The 17,311-nt window shown below is 34.6% G+C and carries 16 protein-coding genes and 1 tRNA gene; 8 read left to right on the top strand and 9 right to left on the bottom strand.

What is annotated here, in order from left to right:
• Window positions 1-22: 22 nt before the first annotated feature.
• Window positions 23-1,171: a cysteine desulfurase family protein gene (locus tag ACMAYX_RS12270; RefSeq protein ID WP_103218824.1), complete on the top strand. Its 1,149-nt coding sequence runs from the start codon at window positions 23-25 to the stop codon at window positions 1,169-1,171.
• A 90-nt stretch (window positions 1,172-1,261) separates the two neighbouring features.
• Window positions 1,262-2,233 carry a hypothetical protein gene (locus ACMAYX_RS12275; RefSeq protein WP_412463033.1) on the top strand — a complete coding sequence of 324 codons (972 nt, stop codon included), beginning with the start codon at window positions 1,262-1,264 and terminating at the stop codon, window positions 2,231-2,233.
• Here ACMAYX_RS12275 and ACMAYX_RS12280 read toward each other — a convergent pair.
• On the bottom strand, window positions 2,228-3,019 hold the full coding sequence (locus tag ACMAYX_RS12280) for a hypothetical protein (RefSeq protein WP_412472003.1): 792 nt from the start codon (window positions 3,017-3,019) through the stop codon (window positions 2,228-2,230). The genes ACMAYX_RS12275 and ACMAYX_RS12280 overlap by 6 nt on opposite strands.
• Entirely contained in the window at window positions 3,019-4,188 is a 1,170-nt protein-coding gene (locus tag ACMAYX_RS12285; RefSeq protein ID WP_392990673.1) for a hypothetical protein, read from the bottom strand. Before ACMAYX_RS12285 ends, ACMAYX_RS12280 begins: the two co-directional genes overlap by 1 nt.
• An 81-nt stretch (window positions 4,189-4,269) precedes the next feature.
• Here ACMAYX_RS12285 and ACMAYX_RS12290 point away from each other — a divergent pair, with 81 nt between their 5' ends.
• On the top strand, window positions 4,270-6,468 hold the full coding sequence (locus ACMAYX_RS12290) for a hypothetical protein (RefSeq protein ID WP_103218820.1): 2,199 nt from the start codon (window positions 4,270-4,272) through the stop codon (window positions 6,466-6,468).
• 14 nt (window positions 6,469-6,482) lie between these two features.
• Window positions 6,483-7,568 (top strand): RluA family pseudouridine synthase, encoded by a 1,086-nt coding sequence (locus tag ACMAYX_RS12295; RefSeq protein ID WP_103218819.1) that lies wholly within the window; start codon window positions 6,483-6,485, stop codon window positions 7,566-7,568.
• Here ACMAYX_RS12295 and ACMAYX_RS12300 read toward each other — a convergent pair.
• On the bottom strand, window positions 7,531-8,259 hold the full coding sequence (locus ACMAYX_RS12300) for an HAD family hydrolase (protein WP_412472004.1): 729 nt from the start codon (window positions 8,257-8,259) through the stop codon (window positions 7,531-7,533). The two genes, ACMAYX_RS12295 and ACMAYX_RS12300, sit on opposite strands and share 38 nt — an antisense overlap.
• A gap of 70 nt (window positions 8,260-8,329) precedes the next feature.
• Window positions 8,330-8,932, bottom strand: coding sequence for a hypothetical protein (locus ACMAYX_RS12305; RefSeq protein ID WP_103218817.1), 603 nt, complete (start codon window positions 8,930-8,932; stop codon window positions 8,330-8,332).
• 162 nt (window positions 8,933-9,094) lie between these two features.
• Here ACMAYX_RS12305 and ACMAYX_RS12310 point away from each other — a divergent pair.
• Window positions 9,095-9,170, top strand: a tRNA-His gene (locus tag ACMAYX_RS12310).
• Between the two features lie 154 nt (window positions 9,171-9,324).
• On the opposite strand, the gene ACMAYX_RS12315 is transcribed toward ACMAYX_RS12310, so the two are convergent.
• Together ACMAYX_RS12315 and ACMAYX_RS12320 are read right to left on the bottom strand one after the other, a co-directional pair.
• Window positions 9,325-10,905, bottom strand: coding sequence for a hypothetical protein (locus ACMAYX_RS12315; RefSeq protein WP_412472005.1), 1,581 nt, complete (start codon window positions 10,903-10,905; stop codon window positions 9,325-9,327).
• Window positions 10,898-11,644, bottom strand: a complete 747-nt coding sequence (locus ACMAYX_RS12320) for a TIGR02147 family protein (protein ID WP_412472006.1) — start codon at window positions 11,642-11,644, stop codon at window positions 10,898-10,900. The genes ACMAYX_RS12315 and ACMAYX_RS12320 overlap by 8 nt, the downstream gene beginning before the upstream one ends.
• Window positions 11,645-11,986: 342 nt before the next feature.
• Between ACMAYX_RS12320 and ACMAYX_RS12325 the strand changes: the two genes are divergently transcribed.
• Window positions 11,987-12,208 (top strand): hypothetical protein, encoded by a 222-nt coding sequence (locus tag ACMAYX_RS12325; protein ID WP_412472007.1) that lies wholly within the window; start codon window positions 11,987-11,989, stop codon window positions 12,206-12,208.
• Between the two features lie 623 nt (window positions 12,209-12,831).
• On the opposite strand, the gene ACMAYX_RS12330 is transcribed toward ACMAYX_RS12325, so the two are convergent.
• The 3 genes from ACMAYX_RS12330 to ACMAYX_RS12340 all read right to left on the bottom strand — a co-directional run bounded on the left by ACMAYX_RS12330 (window position 12,832) and on the right by ACMAYX_RS12340 (window position 16,039).
• Entirely contained in the window at window positions 12,832-13,440 is a 609-nt protein-coding gene (locus tag ACMAYX_RS12330) for a hypothetical protein (protein WP_412472008.1), read from the bottom strand.
• Between the two features lie 159 nt (window positions 13,441-13,599).
• The gene (locus tag ACMAYX_RS12335) at window positions 13,600-15,216 is read right to left on the bottom strand and encodes a hypothetical protein (protein WP_412472009.1); all 1,617 of its coding nucleotides are present in this window, start codon (window positions 15,214-15,216) and stop codon (window positions 13,600-13,602) included.
• A gap of 430 nt (window positions 15,217-15,646) precedes the next feature.
• Window positions 15,647-16,039 carry a GFA family protein gene (locus ACMAYX_RS12340; RefSeq protein ID WP_392990647.1) on the bottom strand — a complete coding sequence of 131 codons (393 nt, stop codon included), beginning with the start codon at window positions 16,037-16,039 and terminating at the stop codon, window positions 15,647-15,649.
• Window positions 16,040-16,104: 65 nt separating this feature from the next.
• Here ACMAYX_RS12340 and ACMAYX_RS12345 point away from each other — a divergent pair, with 65 nt between their 5' ends.
• Together ACMAYX_RS12345 and ACMAYX_RS12350 are read left to right on the top strand one after the other, a co-directional pair.
• Complete coding sequence (locus ACMAYX_RS12345) at window positions 16,105-16,458, top strand: MerR family transcriptional regulator (protein ID WP_392990645.1); 354 nt, start codon at window positions 16,105-16,107, stop codon at window positions 16,456-16,458.
• A gap of 288 nt (window positions 16,459-16,746) precedes the next feature.
• On the top strand, window positions 16,747-17,307 hold the full coding sequence (locus ACMAYX_RS12350) for a hypothetical protein (RefSeq protein ID WP_392990644.1): 561 nt from the start codon (window positions 16,747-16,749) through the stop codon (window positions 17,305-17,307).
• Window positions 17,308-17,311: the final 4 nt, after the last annotated feature.

Here is a 17,311-nt window from a genome sequence, read left to right on the forward strand (position 1 = left end):
AAGATTAAGGAAGAGGGACAACATGCAAGAAATTTACGCGGATTACAATGGTAGTGCTCCAATTTGTAATGAAGTTAAGGAGTATATTATCAACCGACTTAACAAGGGGCCATTTGCTAACCCAAATGCTACTCACCACGTCGGCGCTCGCGTAAAAGTTGCAATGGAGAATGCTCGTTCAGTATGCGCAAAGCTTTTAGGTGCGCATATGAGCCAACTAGTTTTTAACTCAGGCTCAACTGAAGGTATCTCAACTGTTTTCCAATCTGTTTTGTTAAATAACCCAAAAAAGAAAATCATCATCTCAGGTATTGAGCATTCCGCGGTAAGCAATAATGCTCAATTCTATGCAGATAACTTTGGCTGTGAAGTATACACACTTCAAACGAAACCAAATGGTATCGCAGATATTGAAGACCTCATTAATCATATCGATGACAATACTGCTCTTGTTGCAGTAATGGCCGCTAATAATGAAACTGGTGTTATCCAGCCATATAACGACATTGCAAAAATCTGCCAAGAACAAGGCGTACCTTACCTTTGTGATACAACTCAATTTGTAGGTAAAACTTGTTTTAACTTTGAAGAGTCAGGTATTGATTATGCAGTGATCGCTGGACACAAAATTGGCGGAATGACAGGCTCTGGTATTCTCGTAGCTAAAGATCCTACAACTTTAAAGCCTCTTATCATTGGTGGTGGTCAAGAAAAAGGCCTACGTGGTGGAACACAAAACTACTTAGGTAACGAAACGCTAGCAGTAGCGCTTACATATTCAATGAATAACCTACAAAAACACGAAGCTATTAATAGCAAACGTGAAGAATTTGAAAAGAATATTAAAGCTAAGTTTCCACAAGTTGTTATCATTGGTGAAGAAGCTCCAAGACTTTCTTCAACAACATATCTTTCATATCCAGGTATCCACGGACAAGCAGTTCAAATGGAACTTGAGTCGGAAGGTATTTATGTAACAACTTCATCAGCATGTTCTGACAATAATCCTCAGACATCTAAAGTTCTTAAGGCCATGGGAGTAGCTGACGATATTGGTCGCGGCGTAGTGAGAATTTCTTTAGGGCTATGTAACGATCCGGCCCTCTATGATAGAATTGAAAATGCACTTACAATTGCATATGAAAAACTATCTAAAATTAGAAGCTACTAGAACTTGAAAAAAAACAAATTACTAATACCTATATTGATACTTATCGGAGTTATCACTTCATGTAGTGATAACTCTCGAAAGTATAGTTATATGAAAGCCGACAAAAGCTTTCTCTCAAAAAAAGACTCAGACACAATCTACTTCGCTTACACTTCTAGTTTAAATTCAAAAGTTGAATCACACAGTGACGAACTTATTGTTTCTTCTAAAATTGAATTTGGTGGAGATGCACTACTTTATAAGTTCATTTCTGCATTAAAAGAAAAGCTTAGTAATCTTGTTCTGATTGATGGTGGACAGATTTTAGAAAAAGAGTATGACCTTGCTGGCGAGTTGATCCTAAATCAATTGGCCAATTTCAATTATGATGCGATTCTCTTATCTGATCATGAATTAATTAATTTTAAAAATAACCTTCTTCCTCGTGAGCTTCCATTTGTAAATTCTAATCTTATTTCACTAGATACAAATTCAGCATTTAATCAATATGGTAATCAAGAGTATGTCGTTAAAGAAGTTGGTGGAATTAAGGTTGGAATTATTGGATTGACGCCATATAAGCCAAAGTTAAAAAAAGAAGATGGCCTAGAAGGGATCCTTTTTGATGATGTTGTTGCTCGTGTAATTGAAATCAAAAAGGCACTAAAGGGTAAAACTGACCTTAATATTGCACTTCTTCACTCACATACAGAGTGTAGCGATAAGATCGATTATAAATTTAAGAATTGTTCACTTGATAAGCAAGCAACAGAGACTATTCTTAAACGCTTACCCCCAGATACCTTTGACTTAATTTTCACTGGAAATAGTTTTGAACCATATATGCAGGTATCGGGCTATCCAATTATTTCAAATATAGGTCATGGTGAATTTATCACTCTTGTAAGCTTTAACAAAAAGACAAAAGAAGTGAAGGCTGAACAAATTAGGGTATGTTCTCATTTTTATCAAGCCGTAGATAGCTGCTATATTGACCCAGAAGATATTGATAGTATCAAGAAAGTAAGAAAATCTCGTATTAAGCTAAAACCTGCTACAGTTTTTGGTAAAGAGATCTTATAAGCAAATAAGAATCCCCTCATCATTACAGAATGTACTAAGTCCAGGAAAGCAAAAACCTGCCGGAGATCCATTAAAACAAAGAGAAGGAAACTTCGTATCTAAAACCTTATAACCACGAGGGCAAGCTGGTTGATTCTTTGTTCCACACTTATCCTTTCCACAAAATTTACTGCCACCTTGTGCACAATTAAAGTCGACGACTTCGTAACTGCCTTCCTCACAAAGATCACACTTATACTTCACCACATCCTTACACTCGATATTCACACCGTGACAAAGAGTTCCACTTTTTAAAGTTTTAGATTTTAAATAATCCAAACCACCATTTACAAATACATTATCAAAATATGATTTCTTAAGTTGATTGTTAAACGGAGAAAACTTTTTAGAAACAGTATGATTTAGAAGAGGATAGTTTACACTCTCTCCATCAATTATAAGATTAAGCTTTATCTTATCCTGTACATGAAGATTCATCTTAAAATCACTAATTCCTTCTTTAGAAAGAATTGCATCATCATTAAAGCTACATTTCCCCGAGGATCTCTTAGTCACTCGGTACTCTCCTAGAGATTTATTAAATGGTGTTTTATAAAAGTAGCAATAGTCATTAAAGGTAAATAGAAGAAGCCATGTATTCTTCGGTTCATAAACCCCTTTACTTCCCTGATAGAGTTCATTAATTTGAAAGTTATTAGTAAAGGCCAACTCTTCTTCCAAAATGAAATTCTTTTGGTTGCAAGAAATGAAATTTAATAGAAGTAATAAACCCATTATAAACTTCATTATAGTGTCCTCATACAACGAAAAGCGATTTTATAATCTGATCCTATCTCGTTAGAAACAAAAGGATCAAAAGCAATATTATTAATGCCAAATCCCTCTCCATCCCAATATCCACGCATTCCAGTCTGATGAGCTTTTTGATGCCAACTAAAATAAAATGAAGCCAATTTTATATTTTCACTTGGATGAATAATATTTCTTAAGTATTCAAGTGGGCCGCCAAAAATTTCATAAACACCGGCCCATGAAACATTGTGACTATTTTTTTGGATATAATTCTGATCCAGACACTCACTAGAATAATCTTTTTTACAAAGTTTAATTCTTTCTTCTTTAGTTATTTCGTCAATATGAAATTCTTTCATGCGCTGAATTTTATTAATTAGAGTTTTGGTGTTCTTTCTTTCCCATGGGTAAAAAGGCGCTCTTAAGTACTTTGTTGTCGTATCATTTAGATCTTCTGGATGAATTGATATAGCATCAAAGACACGGGCACTTAAAATTGATTTCCCTTGAAAAGAACAATAAGCATCCATCTCATCAATTGAAAGCCCGTAAGCATAAGAGTACTTATTTCTATCCTGTATTTTCTTTGCCGCTTCTTGAGCAACTTTATCTTTAGAGATCTTTGCCCAATTTAGAACTTCCCAGTTTTGCACATGGTATTTATCAACAAAAATATTGCGATTGAAGTTATCCCATGAAATAGTTACATCTCTTTTATTGGCCAAGAACGGATAATATCTTTGAGGAACATAGACTTCCTGACAACTGTCGACAAAGCTAAGTTTAAGTTCTTCATCAAAGCCATCGGCCTTAACTGTATAATCATAGTAGCGGTAGCTAGGCATCTGATGGTAGCTGTAGTTACCCTTCAGCGTAATTGGTACTAATTTCTTATTAATATGGACATTGACAAGCTTCTTTTCCAGTAAACAGGCCATATACTCTGGAAAACATTGGTAATACTGGTCATCTACATAGCTAAGCTTCTTACACATTCCCTCTTTATCGAGGTGTGCGTTCTCCCATTCAAACTTTAATGTTTTAACAATTTCGATAATTTCTTCATTTGAAAGCTTAGGGCCAGAGCTTTTCTTCGTGAAAAGCCAATACCCGAGTCCAACACTCAGAATAAGAATGGAAGTAAAGATTATTTTTTTAAACATTTCTCACTTATATGTAACACCCAATCAATGGTAAAATTATAACTAGAAATCCCCTATGTTAAAAGGTTTCAAAGGAAGATTATGGATTGGTTAGATAGTTTAAATGATTTAGAAGTTAACGGAAATGAGACAATGTCATTTTTTGACTACTACGAGCTCTTCAAAAAATTTCCAGATAGGGAATTAAGACCAACTTCGGCCTATCTTCAAGACATGGTGGACTATTTTGGACGCGATGATCACGGACACCTCAATGTTTTTCAAAAAGATGATCAAGATGCTCCTGCAGTTTTTGGTCAATATAAAATTGAAGAAAAAATAATTGAGCAGTTAAGAAATTTTGCTGAAGAAGGTTTCAATAATAAATTTATTTTACTAGTAGGGCCAAATGGTTCATCTAAGAGCTCACTTGTAAAACGCCTTATGAAAGGTGCTGAAGATTACTCTAAAACTGATGAAGGCGCTCTTTACACTTTTAGCTGGATATTCCCAATCAATACTGTCATTAAGGGTAACCTTGGACTTAACCAAACTCATTCTTCGGTAAATTTAAATTCTTATGCTTTATTAGAAGATAAAGATATCTCAGCAATTCTCGCTTCGGAGCTTAAGGATCATCCACTTCTTCTCATTCCAAAAGAAGTAAGAAAAGATATTATTCACTCAGCTTTTAACGACCAACCAGAGAAATTAGAAGAAATTGAAAAATCGTACCTTGTGCGCGGTGATCTTTCGAAAAGAAATCGTATGATCTACGATGCACTCTTAAAAAACTACAAGGGTAAACACGAAGAAGTATTAAAACATATCCGTGTTGAGCGCTATACAGTTTCTCGTCGCTATTCTCGTAGTGCCGTTACAATTGAGCCTCAATTACATGTTGATGCAAAGATGCAACAGATTACAATGGATCAAAGACTTGCATCACTGCCACCTTCTCTACAATCACTGAACCTATTTCAAATGTCAGGTGAAACAATTCATGCAAATCGTGGAATCCTAGAATACTCAGATCTTTTAAAGAGACCACTTGATACTTTTAAGTATCTACTTATGACAATGGAATCTGGTTCAATTAATCTTGGTGGTATTCTAACTGAGCTTGATATTTTCTTTATTGGAACATCTAACGAAGTTCATTTAACAGCATTTAAACAACATCCAGATTTTAATTCATTTAAAGGACGTTTTACATTTATTCGCGTTCCTTACCTACTGGACTATAAGTGTGAGATGGATATTTATAAGAAGCAAATTGATAGCATTAAGGATCGTACTCGATTTGAGCCGGGGTCACTTTCTGCCATTGCAAAATTCTCAGTTATGACGAGAATTCGCTCTTGTATGAGTAAACACTATGAAGATAACAAAAAATTATCTGCAATTGTGACAACTCTTAATCCACTTGAGAAATGCGCGCTTTACTCAAGTGACCGCCAGCTTCCGGCCCATCTTAATGTTGAAGAAGCACAGCTTCTAAAACACAATATTGGAAAAGTTGAATCTGAGTTTGAATTCGATAATCTCTATGAAGGTAAGTTTGGTATATCTCCTCGTGATATCAAGAATATGATTTATCGCCTTGCGGACTTAAATAAAGATATTACTTTCATTGAAGTCCTTGAGTATTTCAGAAGAATTATCAACAAAAAGTCTGAGTATGACTTCTTAAACATGTCTGCCCATGGTGACTACCATAATCCAGAAAAGTTCATCCAACTTATAAATGAAGACTGTCTCGATCAATTTGATCGTCAGCTAAGAGGATGTCTTGGACTTGTCGATGATCGTTCATACGAAGAGTACCTAAAGAAGTATATTCAAAATATCAACGCACTTATTAAGGGTGAAAAGATAAAGAATGAAGTGACTGGAAAATATGAGGAAGGCGATGCTTACCAAATTAAAGAATTTGAAAACAATATTTCTTTAAAAGAAGACCCTTCAACTTTCCGTTCACACTTAATCTCTAAACTTGGGGCATGGTCGTTAGATAACCCAGGACAGAAAGTTGATTATATAAAGATCTTCCCTGAGGTTGTTGATCGTCTTAAAGAATCTTTTAGACAAGAGCAAGAGAAGGTCATTAAGAATATTTCTAAGAACTTAGTCTTCTTTGAAGCTGAAAAAAGTGGCAAGGATGTTCAAGGCCACATTCCTTTAAAGGAAGATATTAAGAAAGAAATTCAACAAATTATTGATAATCTTAATACAACTTATGGTTATTCACAGAACGGATCATTTGCGCTAATAAAGTATCTAATTAAAGAAAGATATTAGTACTTTATTAGATTATGGCCATTCTCAATAAGAAATTTACAACACAAGTATATGAAGTCACTTACTATGTTGAGGAAACTCAGCATGGTATGAGACTTGATCAATATATGCAAATCTATCTTGAGACTTGGTCACGTCAAGAAGTAAAAAAACGTATCAAGGCAGGCGATGTTCAAATCATTGGCCGCCCTGGAAAACATCGTCCTTCAACAACTCTCCACTACAAAGAAAGAATCTTCTTTAGAATCGAAAGAACAACTCAAGAAGATGAGTACTGGCGTGGTGAATTAATTGAGTTAGACGAGAAACCAGAGATTATCTTTGAAGACAAAGAGCTTATTGTTATGAATAAGCCTCCTTATATGGCCTGCCACCCTACTGGCCGCCACCTCTTCTACTGTGCAACTGTTATGTTTGAAGAGAAGTATGAAAAAACCATTCACTCTATTCACAGGCTTGATCGTGAAACATCAGGGGTCATGATGTTAGGAAAAGAGCCCCAGATAGCCAACTTAATGGGAGAAGAGTTTATCCACGATCGCGTAAAGAAGTGTTACTTTTTTATCGCCAAGGCAAATGAAGACTACAACGGCGAAATCGAGTTCTATTCAGATGAGCGACTTGGCGCTGGTGAAGAAGGTTTAAAGCGTGTCTATATCGACTCTTACCCTGTTGATTCCCATGAAGGTAAACACGCCTACACAGACTTTAAGGTTTTATTTAAGGAAGGCGACTATGTTATTGGCTTGGCCTTCCCTCAAACGGGACGCCAACACCAGATTAGAGTTCACGCTATGCTTAGAGGACTTCCACTAGTTGGCGATAAGCTCTACCTTGGCTCATTTGAAATGTTTCAAAGATTTAAGGACAATTTAGCGAGCCCAGAAGAATATGATCAAATGGAGCACAATCGCCACTGTCTCCATGCCATAGGACTCAAGCTTCACTACAAGGGTGAAGATCGCATGTATATTTCTTCACTGCCAAAAGATTTCATTCCACTTATTAGTGAGAGATTTACAACTCCTGTTGAAGAAATTGAATCGACTGTAAAAGATGCTGCTAGAGATTATTTTTCAGGTAGTTTAAAACCCCGCTAGGCCCTGCATTCTCGCTTCCTTCAAGAATTACGTGAGGTCTAACTGCAAGCTTATCGAGAACTGATTTAATATTTGAAACACCAATTGATGTTTTCACTTTATCAAACATTGATTGGTCGTTAAGGCTATCTCCAAAATAGATGGCATCTTCGGCCATATTTAAATTTGGATAGAACTTATTAAAAAGTACTTTCGTCGCATTTGCTTTTGAAAGATTTCCACACCAAAAGTTTAAGTGAACATTTGAAGTTGAATAATTAATTCCCTCTTCATCCATAAGATGACAGATTTCATTTTTAAATTTTTTATCTGCAAGATCACAAAGCTCAATTGCACGATCTGCAACTCGTCCTAGAGAGTCACTTGTTAAATAAAGGTTAGGATATTTTTCTTTAAGCTTTATACAAAAGGCTTCAAGTTTTGCTAACTCACTTTCAGGAACAAGAAATTCATTTTGAATAAGTCCTGCTTTATCACGCCAGCTAATTGCTCCCCCACCTTCAGAGATAACAATTGGAAGTGAAGTAAAGTGAGTGATTAAAAAGTGTGCCCAAGAGATTGAGCGGCCTGTAACAATGACAAAAGGGACTTTCTTCTCATCTGCTAATTTTAAAATATCGAAAAGCTCACTACTCATTTCTGTGTGATGAGTAAGTGTTCCGTCGAAATCTGAGAGAATAATTTTTGTCATTGGATAGTCCTCTTAATTAAAAAGGCGGCACTAGGCCGCCTTCTTAGTTATATATAATTTCTGGAAGATATTATAGTGGAAACGATACACCAGCAAGGAATGCTGTGAATGAATCTTTAAGTCCAACTTGAACTTCCATTGTTCCATTTAGGTGTTTAAAACCTTCGATTGGAAGTTGTCCGTTGATACCAGTGTTAAGACTGATTGTTGTATCGTAAGTTTTAGTGTCACCATTTAGTGAAAGCCCTACTGGTAGTGAAGCATATGGATAAGCTTCTTTACCCCAGAAAGAGAATCCTTTAGTGATAGTTGGTGCCATCGAGATTTTTGTAATCCCTTGGTCAAACTCAGTTGAACGCTCTAGAATCCCTTTCACAGAAACTCTTGGTTGTTGCATATAATCTGGATAGATTTCATAGTCAGCACCAACAAATAGTCTTTGTGAACGCTCACCACCTGAGATACCAATCCCACCATCTACGATTAATTTTTCATCTAGTTTTTGAGTGTAACGAACCTGCATACCCATTCCGCCCTTATCAGATGTAATTCCAGTAAGTTCCGTTGCAATTTGCTTGCTTCCGCTAAGCATTGGCATCGTTGATTGACCAATCCCATAAGCAAAAATTGAAGCTTGTGAAAGCATCATTAATGATAGAAATACCTTTTTCATATATCCTTCCTAGTTTTTTGGTAACTTCACTAATCATTTTAATGCCTTGGAGCATTTATATGCAAGATATTCCTAGGACGCTTCGCACAAACCTTACACATTATGCAATTAACTGTTGACTCATAAGGCCCAAGCATTTATAAATAATTCCACATTCTTATGGTGACCGTAGTTCAGTTGGTAGAGCGCCAGATTGTGATTCTGGTTGTCGTGGGTTCGAGCCCCATCGGTCACCCCATTAAAAAAAGCCCCCGTATTCATACGGGGGCTTTTTTTATTTGTGGATGAATGATTGGGTTTTGTAGCTACGGCAATGTCGTGGGTGGCCCTCACGATGAGGGTCCCCCGCGAGGCCACGATGGCCGTAAAGCGGGGTCACCAACTCTACATACCTAGTAACAACCTTCAATAAAATTCTCATCCTCATTAAGACAAAATCTGTAATATGGTTTCCAATTGATTGTACGGCCATCCACCATCTTGAAGTTAAATGAACCAAAGTTTTCATGGATAGCTGACGCTATTTTACCGTTATCATGAAACTTAATTTCACCATCCAAAACAATTTCCTTCCCTTGTAGAACAGTTTCCATGCTATCAATGCGTCCACTTATTAAATTACCTAAATCATTGAACTCTATTTGCCCGGTAAACTCAAACGATCTGTCTGCTAAGCCTACATTTATAGCAGACTCCGTTATCACTAACTTTGCAATCTCATCCTCGTGAAAAATAACTTCGCTTAAGGTTTCAAATGAAATGCCATTAAACTCAAGATCTCTAGCTTCTCCAAAATTTATTTTTTTAAAACCAAGGTTTGTCTTTAAGCTAAATGAGTTAACGGGGTTCCATTTATTTTGAAAAAACAAAAGCCCGCCGGCCCAGTCAGAAGAAGATGAGCAAGTGAAATCAACGACGTTCCCCATAGAGACTTCCAGCTTTATTTTTCTTTCTCCAGAACATATTAGATTCGTTGAGGATAAATTTAAATTTACTTCACCATCTGTATCAATATTTTTTAAGTTACCATTTTCATTAAATACAACTCTCAAAATGTCTCCATTTAGTATTACCAAATCAAGATCATTTAATTTAAACTTCAATGGGTTATTTACAGAAAAGTCTCCCACTTCCTTTATCTGTGAATTCTTGTAGAATGAGATCGTCTGAGCAGGAAAGTCTATCTCATTACTCCCAATCTTTATTTTTTGATTTTCTTTGTAAGACTCTGCATACCCACTTTTTAACTTGGAATCATTATAAAATGTTAAACCATTTTCTTTTCTAGTACCGTTCCTCCAAGAAAAGAGCGAGAAAGTTACCCCATGTGCATCGAAGTGACGAAAGTCAATTGACTTAATTAACTCAACGTAATCTCTCAGTGATTGGGATGAGATACTATTCGTACTCAAACGAGCGTTTAAATACCTCGCAGAAATAGAGTTTGTGTGACCAGAAATGTTTACAGCTTCTCGAAGAATTAGCTCGTGCAAGATTGCTGAAGCCTTAGAGGTATTATCCATTAAGTCCCATAATTTTTTATCTATGGTATACCTTTTTTGACCTGGAAACCTTGGAGTCCTCTGAACAATAACTTGCTCCAAAGAACAAGAGGGAGGTATTCGGCCATCAATAGTATCTGGAACATCAATTAAGTTATCTGAAGTAAATTCGGTTTCAGAAAAAAATAAATCAAACCAATTTTGATACAACTTTTTTCGACTCGGATTAATATCATTAAGTCGATTTAATGCTAGCTCAACTTTTTTTTCAACACTTAATGTCTCAGCACCAAGATCAATATTTAATCCATAAACAGCTTTAGCCTCATATAGGTCATAGAATTGCACATAGGTCTTTCCATCTGTCTTAGTGCACAGTATTCCATCTCCACCATTTCCTGTCTCATGCCCTGCATACACTGCTCTTGATGTGATAATAGACAAAAATAATAATAAAATCTTTCTATTCATTTTCGATCTCCTTACGCTTCCTACTTAAAGGGAATAATTGAACTGACAATTTATAAACTTCTTTTTTACTTCCAGTTTCGAGTTTCTTAGACAATCGCTTTCTAAACGACTTAATCATCTTTTTTGCTTCATCGATTTTAGAGGGGTCGATGGCCATTGTAACAGTTGAAAAATCCCTCTCTTCAATTGGATCATTGAGAACGGAATTCATAGCGAGTTCTAGAGTTTGAACTGTATGATTCTTTAATGAAACATTTAAGATATCTGTAGGTGTTTTATATTGGATGCCTGATGCTTCAAAGCTTCCATCTTTGTTTTCCACTAACATTTCAAGTTTTATAAGCCTATCTAGAGCGAACTTTGCTTCTCTCCGTGAAATATTTAATCTCTTGGATATCCATTCAGGCTGTGCTTTAAAATTTGGAATTTCGGCCAAAGATAGAATCGCAAAGTAATACCAATCAGAAATAGCCTTAAAATAGTCCAATGATAAATTAGATTCTTCTTTAGCTTTCGTACCTGATAATATTTTCTCAGACTCGATAGGATTAACTCCAAGACCAGACAAAATGTTTTGTCCCATCTTTTTTGTAATGGCTCTTTTTCCATTCAATATCTCAGATAAAGCTGAAACTTGAATGCCTAACCTATTAGCATAAGCCCTCAGCGAATAAGATGGATTCTTTGCCCTTGCATTTGCAAATTCAATTGAAAGTCTTTCTATTATCTCGTTTTGCATAAGAAGATTTTTGCAGATAAACAATAGAACAACAACAGGTTTTAGAACAAAGTGTTCTGTTTTACTTTTAGAACACAGAAATATTGTTCAATCATTTTCCATTACACATTATTCCTTGCCACAGCCGGATGTGACACTACGCTCGGGAAAGTTTTGGCCGTAAACGACAAAGTAGTGGGTGGCCCTAACGATGAGGGTCCCCCGCGAGGCCATGATAGCCGCAAAGCGGGGTCACCAACTCTGCGTTATTTCAAAACCTTTATAAGAACAATAACTTATTTCAAAAATCTAAAGAACAACTCAATATCTAAATATAATCTGAATTTAGTATATAATTAACAAATGAGAGATTTTTTTACAGACATCTTTTACGAATTATTCGTAAACGTTTTGCATTACATCGGTTCATTCGTTAGATGGATATTTTCAGGAAGAAGAACTTCATTCAACGACTTTCATACACAAAATGAAAAAAAATGGTATGACGTTTTTATATCTGTTAGCATCACAATTATTATAGGCTTCAGCATTTACTATACTTATAACCAACTAATAAAGCGATAAGTCTAGATGAACTACTTAATTACATTTTTAATTTGGCTTAGCGTTATAGAAATCCTCAAACAAAGAAATAAAAATTGTAAGATACAGCCAGACTTAAATAAAATTCTTCTAACAAAGAAAGAGTTCTGGGAAAGTTCACCAAGAAAAAAAACAATATATCGCTTTCTTTATTTTATTTTCTTATTATTTTTCACATTTCCAATGCTGGGTGCTTTCTCACAAAGATTTGAGTTAGTTTTTTTCTCTCTACCAATTATTATTACACTAATCTTTATTCTAATTATCTTTTTCAAATGTCCTAACTGTAAAAAGAGTATATTTCTACAGGATCTTTCAACATTAAGTACTAAATTTTCTAAGGTTTGTTTTAATTGTGGTCATCCAGAGTCTTTACCTAAGAACATAGAACCACAAGTAATAGTAAGGCCTTTTATAAAATGGCTTTTTTATATTTTTATCGCTTTTCCTTTAACAGTAATGACGCCAATTATTATCTACTATGGAATTACAGAATACTTTTCAAAATATATGGAATGATAAATATCTATCACAATGGATTAATTTAATTACGCGTTGACAACGAAATAGTACCTACAACAATATTTACTTGTAACTTTACCATCTTATCTCCTATTATTCTTTTTTCTAAATCCATTCCTTGAAACAATATTTATAATACGTTTTAAAAATTTTGATTTAAAATCATAAGCTTCTAATAGATAATCAAAGGAGATGACAATTTTCTCATCTTGTCCAACTATCCACTGTGTAAAATGAACTTTAAATAGAACAATACATCTTCTGAATTCTTCATCAAAAAAAACTTCAAAGCTAGGTTTTTCAGCAGGAGTAACGCGAAACTTAACATTAGTAATCAAAAGTGATGATAGCTTGTCCATATCTTTATCAGGAATAATTTCAAACTTTAAAATTCCATAAACCTTCCCATTTTCATTAGATCTACTATAAGACAAAATTCGACTATTCCCCTTCATCTGTGTGAGATCAATATTAAAAGATCCCTCTTCAACGACATGATAGTTTTTTGCTGGTAGGAGGTCTTTAATAAAAAGAAGTACTGTTGTTACTCCCCAAAATATTAAAAACATATATATTTTTTTGTATTGAATTCTTCCTATAAAATCAATAATCTCAATACGAGTAGAATAAGCAATGGCACCGAACAAAGAGAATATCAGTGATTTGAATAATGAATATGTCATTAGCTGCATAAATAGTACTTTAAAAAACTTAAAGTATTCATATTTATGTCCATTCTGTGCAGTATCTTTATATTGGAAGTCCAATGCTATACCTATTGTTTAAGTGATAAATAATATTGTTATGTTTATATCTATTCATAAAGCCTAAAATAGTTCATATTTATATCCCTATAGTTTTACTGACTTCACATAATCACAAATATATTTCTCATCACCACCACGAAACTTCGGACACTCTTTAAGGATTCGAGACTTCGCAATGGCCCTCTCTTCTTTCTTAAACTCTTTTATATGGAAGTAGTTATAACAAGCTCTAAAGTCTCCATTCTCACAACCAAGTGAGATGAGTTCCTTCTGCTCCAGATATTTATTATTAACGTATGAAATATAAGAAGCTAAACGACAGTAGCTAGTGTCTTCATTCAAACATGTGTTTTTCCATTTTTGAAAATAAGTATCTAATACAGATTTTTCGTAGAGATTACTAAAAGAAATAATATCAACACTTCTTAAGTCTTGGGGCTTAGCAAGGCTTGCAATTAGATCATCAATAGAACGATATTTTAAAATTTCAACTTGTCCAATCCAAGGAGAGCCTAGAGCGCCTTCTTTTAGGGAGAAAGATACCTCATCTCCCTCTTTGATTCTTGGATAGGTATAAGTACAATATGTAGAACTACCAATTCCGAGGCTCTCACCTGTTTCCCAATCTGCAATGTAATAACACTTATGATTATTATTCTTATGCGGAACAAACATACCAGTTAAATAAGAGTGTTTTTTTACTCCTTCGGTATCATCCATATTAATATTCAAAGCCAATAGTGTTCCAGTGACTACAAAAACGGATAAAATCCCAGACATGGCTATCGTAGCTTTTTTCTCGGTTGGAGATATTGATCCTTTGTCATCAGGAATAAAGTTCAAGTAAATATAGTAGAAAACAAATGTAATAGTGAGAGCGTAGCTAAATAATGGAATAAAATCGATTACCCCATCAATTTGTACATTTACTAGTGCAACCATACCAAAGATAGAAAATACCGTGGGTATATTAACAATTAACGTCCACTTTCTCTTAGCTTTTTTCATTTCGGGCCTAGAAAGTGATTCTCTATTTTCTTTTGCATGCTTGGATGAAGATTTTGCTATTTTACTTTGTATATAGCCACCAAAATAAATAATAGCGATAAGAGTTAGTACAAGAGACCAATCACCAATCGTTTTTAATTCATCGTTGTAAAGCCTTGGGGCAATAATAAGGAATGGTACAATTGCAGCAATTACGAAGTTGAAAATCTTCTGCTTCGACTTCTTTTTTTCAATAACATCAGGTGTGACATATTCCTTTGGTCTTATTTGAAGTAATCCTTCAAGATAAACTAGGAGGTCATAAAACTCTTTTTCTTTCATTACTGTAGATGGAATTTCAACATTCTTTCCATTGCTAAGGTCTATTCTAATTGACGGAATTCCACTTCCTGTTATCTGAGTAACATTAACAATTTCATTTATTAAAACGACGTGAACCTTTTTAGAAAAGAGAAGTTTTGGGATGATCATCTTGTCTTCGTAGACTTCAATCTTCTTCTTTACCCTAGAGCCTATGAATGCAATTAAGACAAATCCAAAAAATACTAAGGATACAAAAATAAGTGAAATATTTGCTTCCGTTGCAGCCCTATATAAAGCAAAGAGTGCAAGTCCTCCAAAAATTAAAACACTAATTACAAGCATGGACTTTTGAATGCCATACTCATAAGTCTTGAGTAACTTTTCTTCCATTACCTCTCTATCCCCATATAAACATCTGATATTAGAGAACTTATCGACATATTAAGTAAAAAATTGGAAAGAAAATTTAAAGTCTTACTTTCAGTGACTTAGTAGAAATAACTTTATATTATCTAAAGATTATTTAAATTAACATCAGGAAGCGGAAAAACCACTTTAGCAAAAAAAGCGAACTAAGAAATTAGATATCTACACTTTCAACTCAAAGGATCGAATATCGAGAAAGTTTACGACAACTTTTCTCCAAAGAAAGTGTGACTTTGTGGGCGATGAAAACTTATAAATCGAATCGTAAGCGCTATATCGATAGGATGCGAGATCAAGAGTATAAGCATCTAATATTTCATCACTTAAAAAGTCGAAAAGAAATAAAAAGTTTTTTGATTGAAAAAAAGTGTACAAATATAGTTATAAAATAAAACTACCGAGGATGCTTAAAAAATTGCTTAGCTTCATCGCAAATTTTAATCCAATCAGGCTTTTCTGAGACAAATTCATGAAAGCTATTTTCGAGATCCATATCATCATCTATAAGGTTTGCAGGAATTGGAAAGGAAGTCTCATAAGAAGTAATTTCACCTAATGCCGACCCACAATTAGCACAGAAGTCCCTTTTGTACTTAAAGCCTTCTTCAGGATGATAGGTCTTAATGAACTCATTACCCTTTGTTACTTCAAGAGAGTCTTTTTTAATAAAGACCATCACACTGGCCCCAAGTTTTCGACATCTCGAACAGTGGCAAGTTCCCATCAACGATGGCGCTTCCTTTAGAGTGAATTTAATTTTTTTACAACAACAACTACCAGTTAACATTAATCCTCCAATACGATATGCTAGACATCATAAACTATGACATTGTGTTAAGGTAAAGGGTTACGATGAAAATTAATGAAATTGTTGAGAAAACGAATGTTTCGGCACGCTCAATTAGATATTATGAAAAGATGGGTTTAATTAAACCTGATAGAGGTACTAATAACTATAGGGAATACACTAAAGAACATGTAAAGATCATTGAAAGGATCAAGCTCTTTATTTCTGCGGGTGTTTCTCTAAGTAAGATTCAGTACATAGTCCCATGTACACTTCACACTGATCGCGTGCCAATGTGTAGGGATCTTGAAGAATTATTCTTTGATGAAGTAAAAGCCATTGAACAAAGAATTAAAGATTTAAATAAAAGTAAGAAGGTACTTCTCAAAATAATAGAGAATCGTGTCGTCGTTGAATAAAAACAGATAAGAGAAATTATTTTTAATATACTTGCTCTCTATTTTAAAAAAAAAAATTTAATCAAAGAAAGTGATAAAAAACAAAAATGATCACTTTTAGTGCTCCAAAACAACTGAAACCTCCACAATATAAAATCGAACACTTACAAAACAAACCTATATTTAAAATAAAGAACAAAAACCACCAATTCCCTCTCCCAGAGCCACTCTAGACATTTTTACCCCCTAACTACTAATTCTTTTTTCCATATACTTAAAAATGAACAATATTTAATTTTTGGAGATTGGATGAAAGAGATATTTTCTCAAAACCCAGTTTATGCAGTCATGGCATTTGCGGGAACACTGCTATTTGTTTTAAAAATGCTTCTTCTTTTTGTAACGGGTGATGGAGACACGGACTTCGATGGTGACGTTGACATTGAACATACAGATGGTGGCGAAGCTTTCACTCTTGTTTCGACTCAATCAATACTTGCTTTCTTTATGGGCGCTGGGTGGATTGGACTTGCAGCAAAACAAGAATGGGAAATGTCAGATATGTATGGAGTAATTGCGGCCGGTGTTTTTGGTTTTGTGATGATGCTTTTCAGTTCTTTTATAACTTTTCAAATTAAAAAATTTAATAATATTCCAAAAGTAAATATCAAAGAAGCAATTGGAAGAACAGGACGTGCATATACAAATATACCTGCAAAAGGTGAAGGTATTGGCCAAGTTGAAATAACAATTGGAAATAAACAACAGATTCTACAAGCAAGTAGCAAGGGTGAAGCGATTAATGCATTTGAGAGCATCAAAGTTCACTATGTTGATGACTCAGGAAACTTAATCGTTAAGAAAGCATAATATT

It is taken from the genome of Halobacteriovorax sp. RT-2-3, from assembly GCF_047085075.1.
GTDB lineage: Bacteria > Bdellovibrionota > Bacteriovoracia > Bacteriovoracales > Bacteriovoracaceae > Halobacteriovorax_A.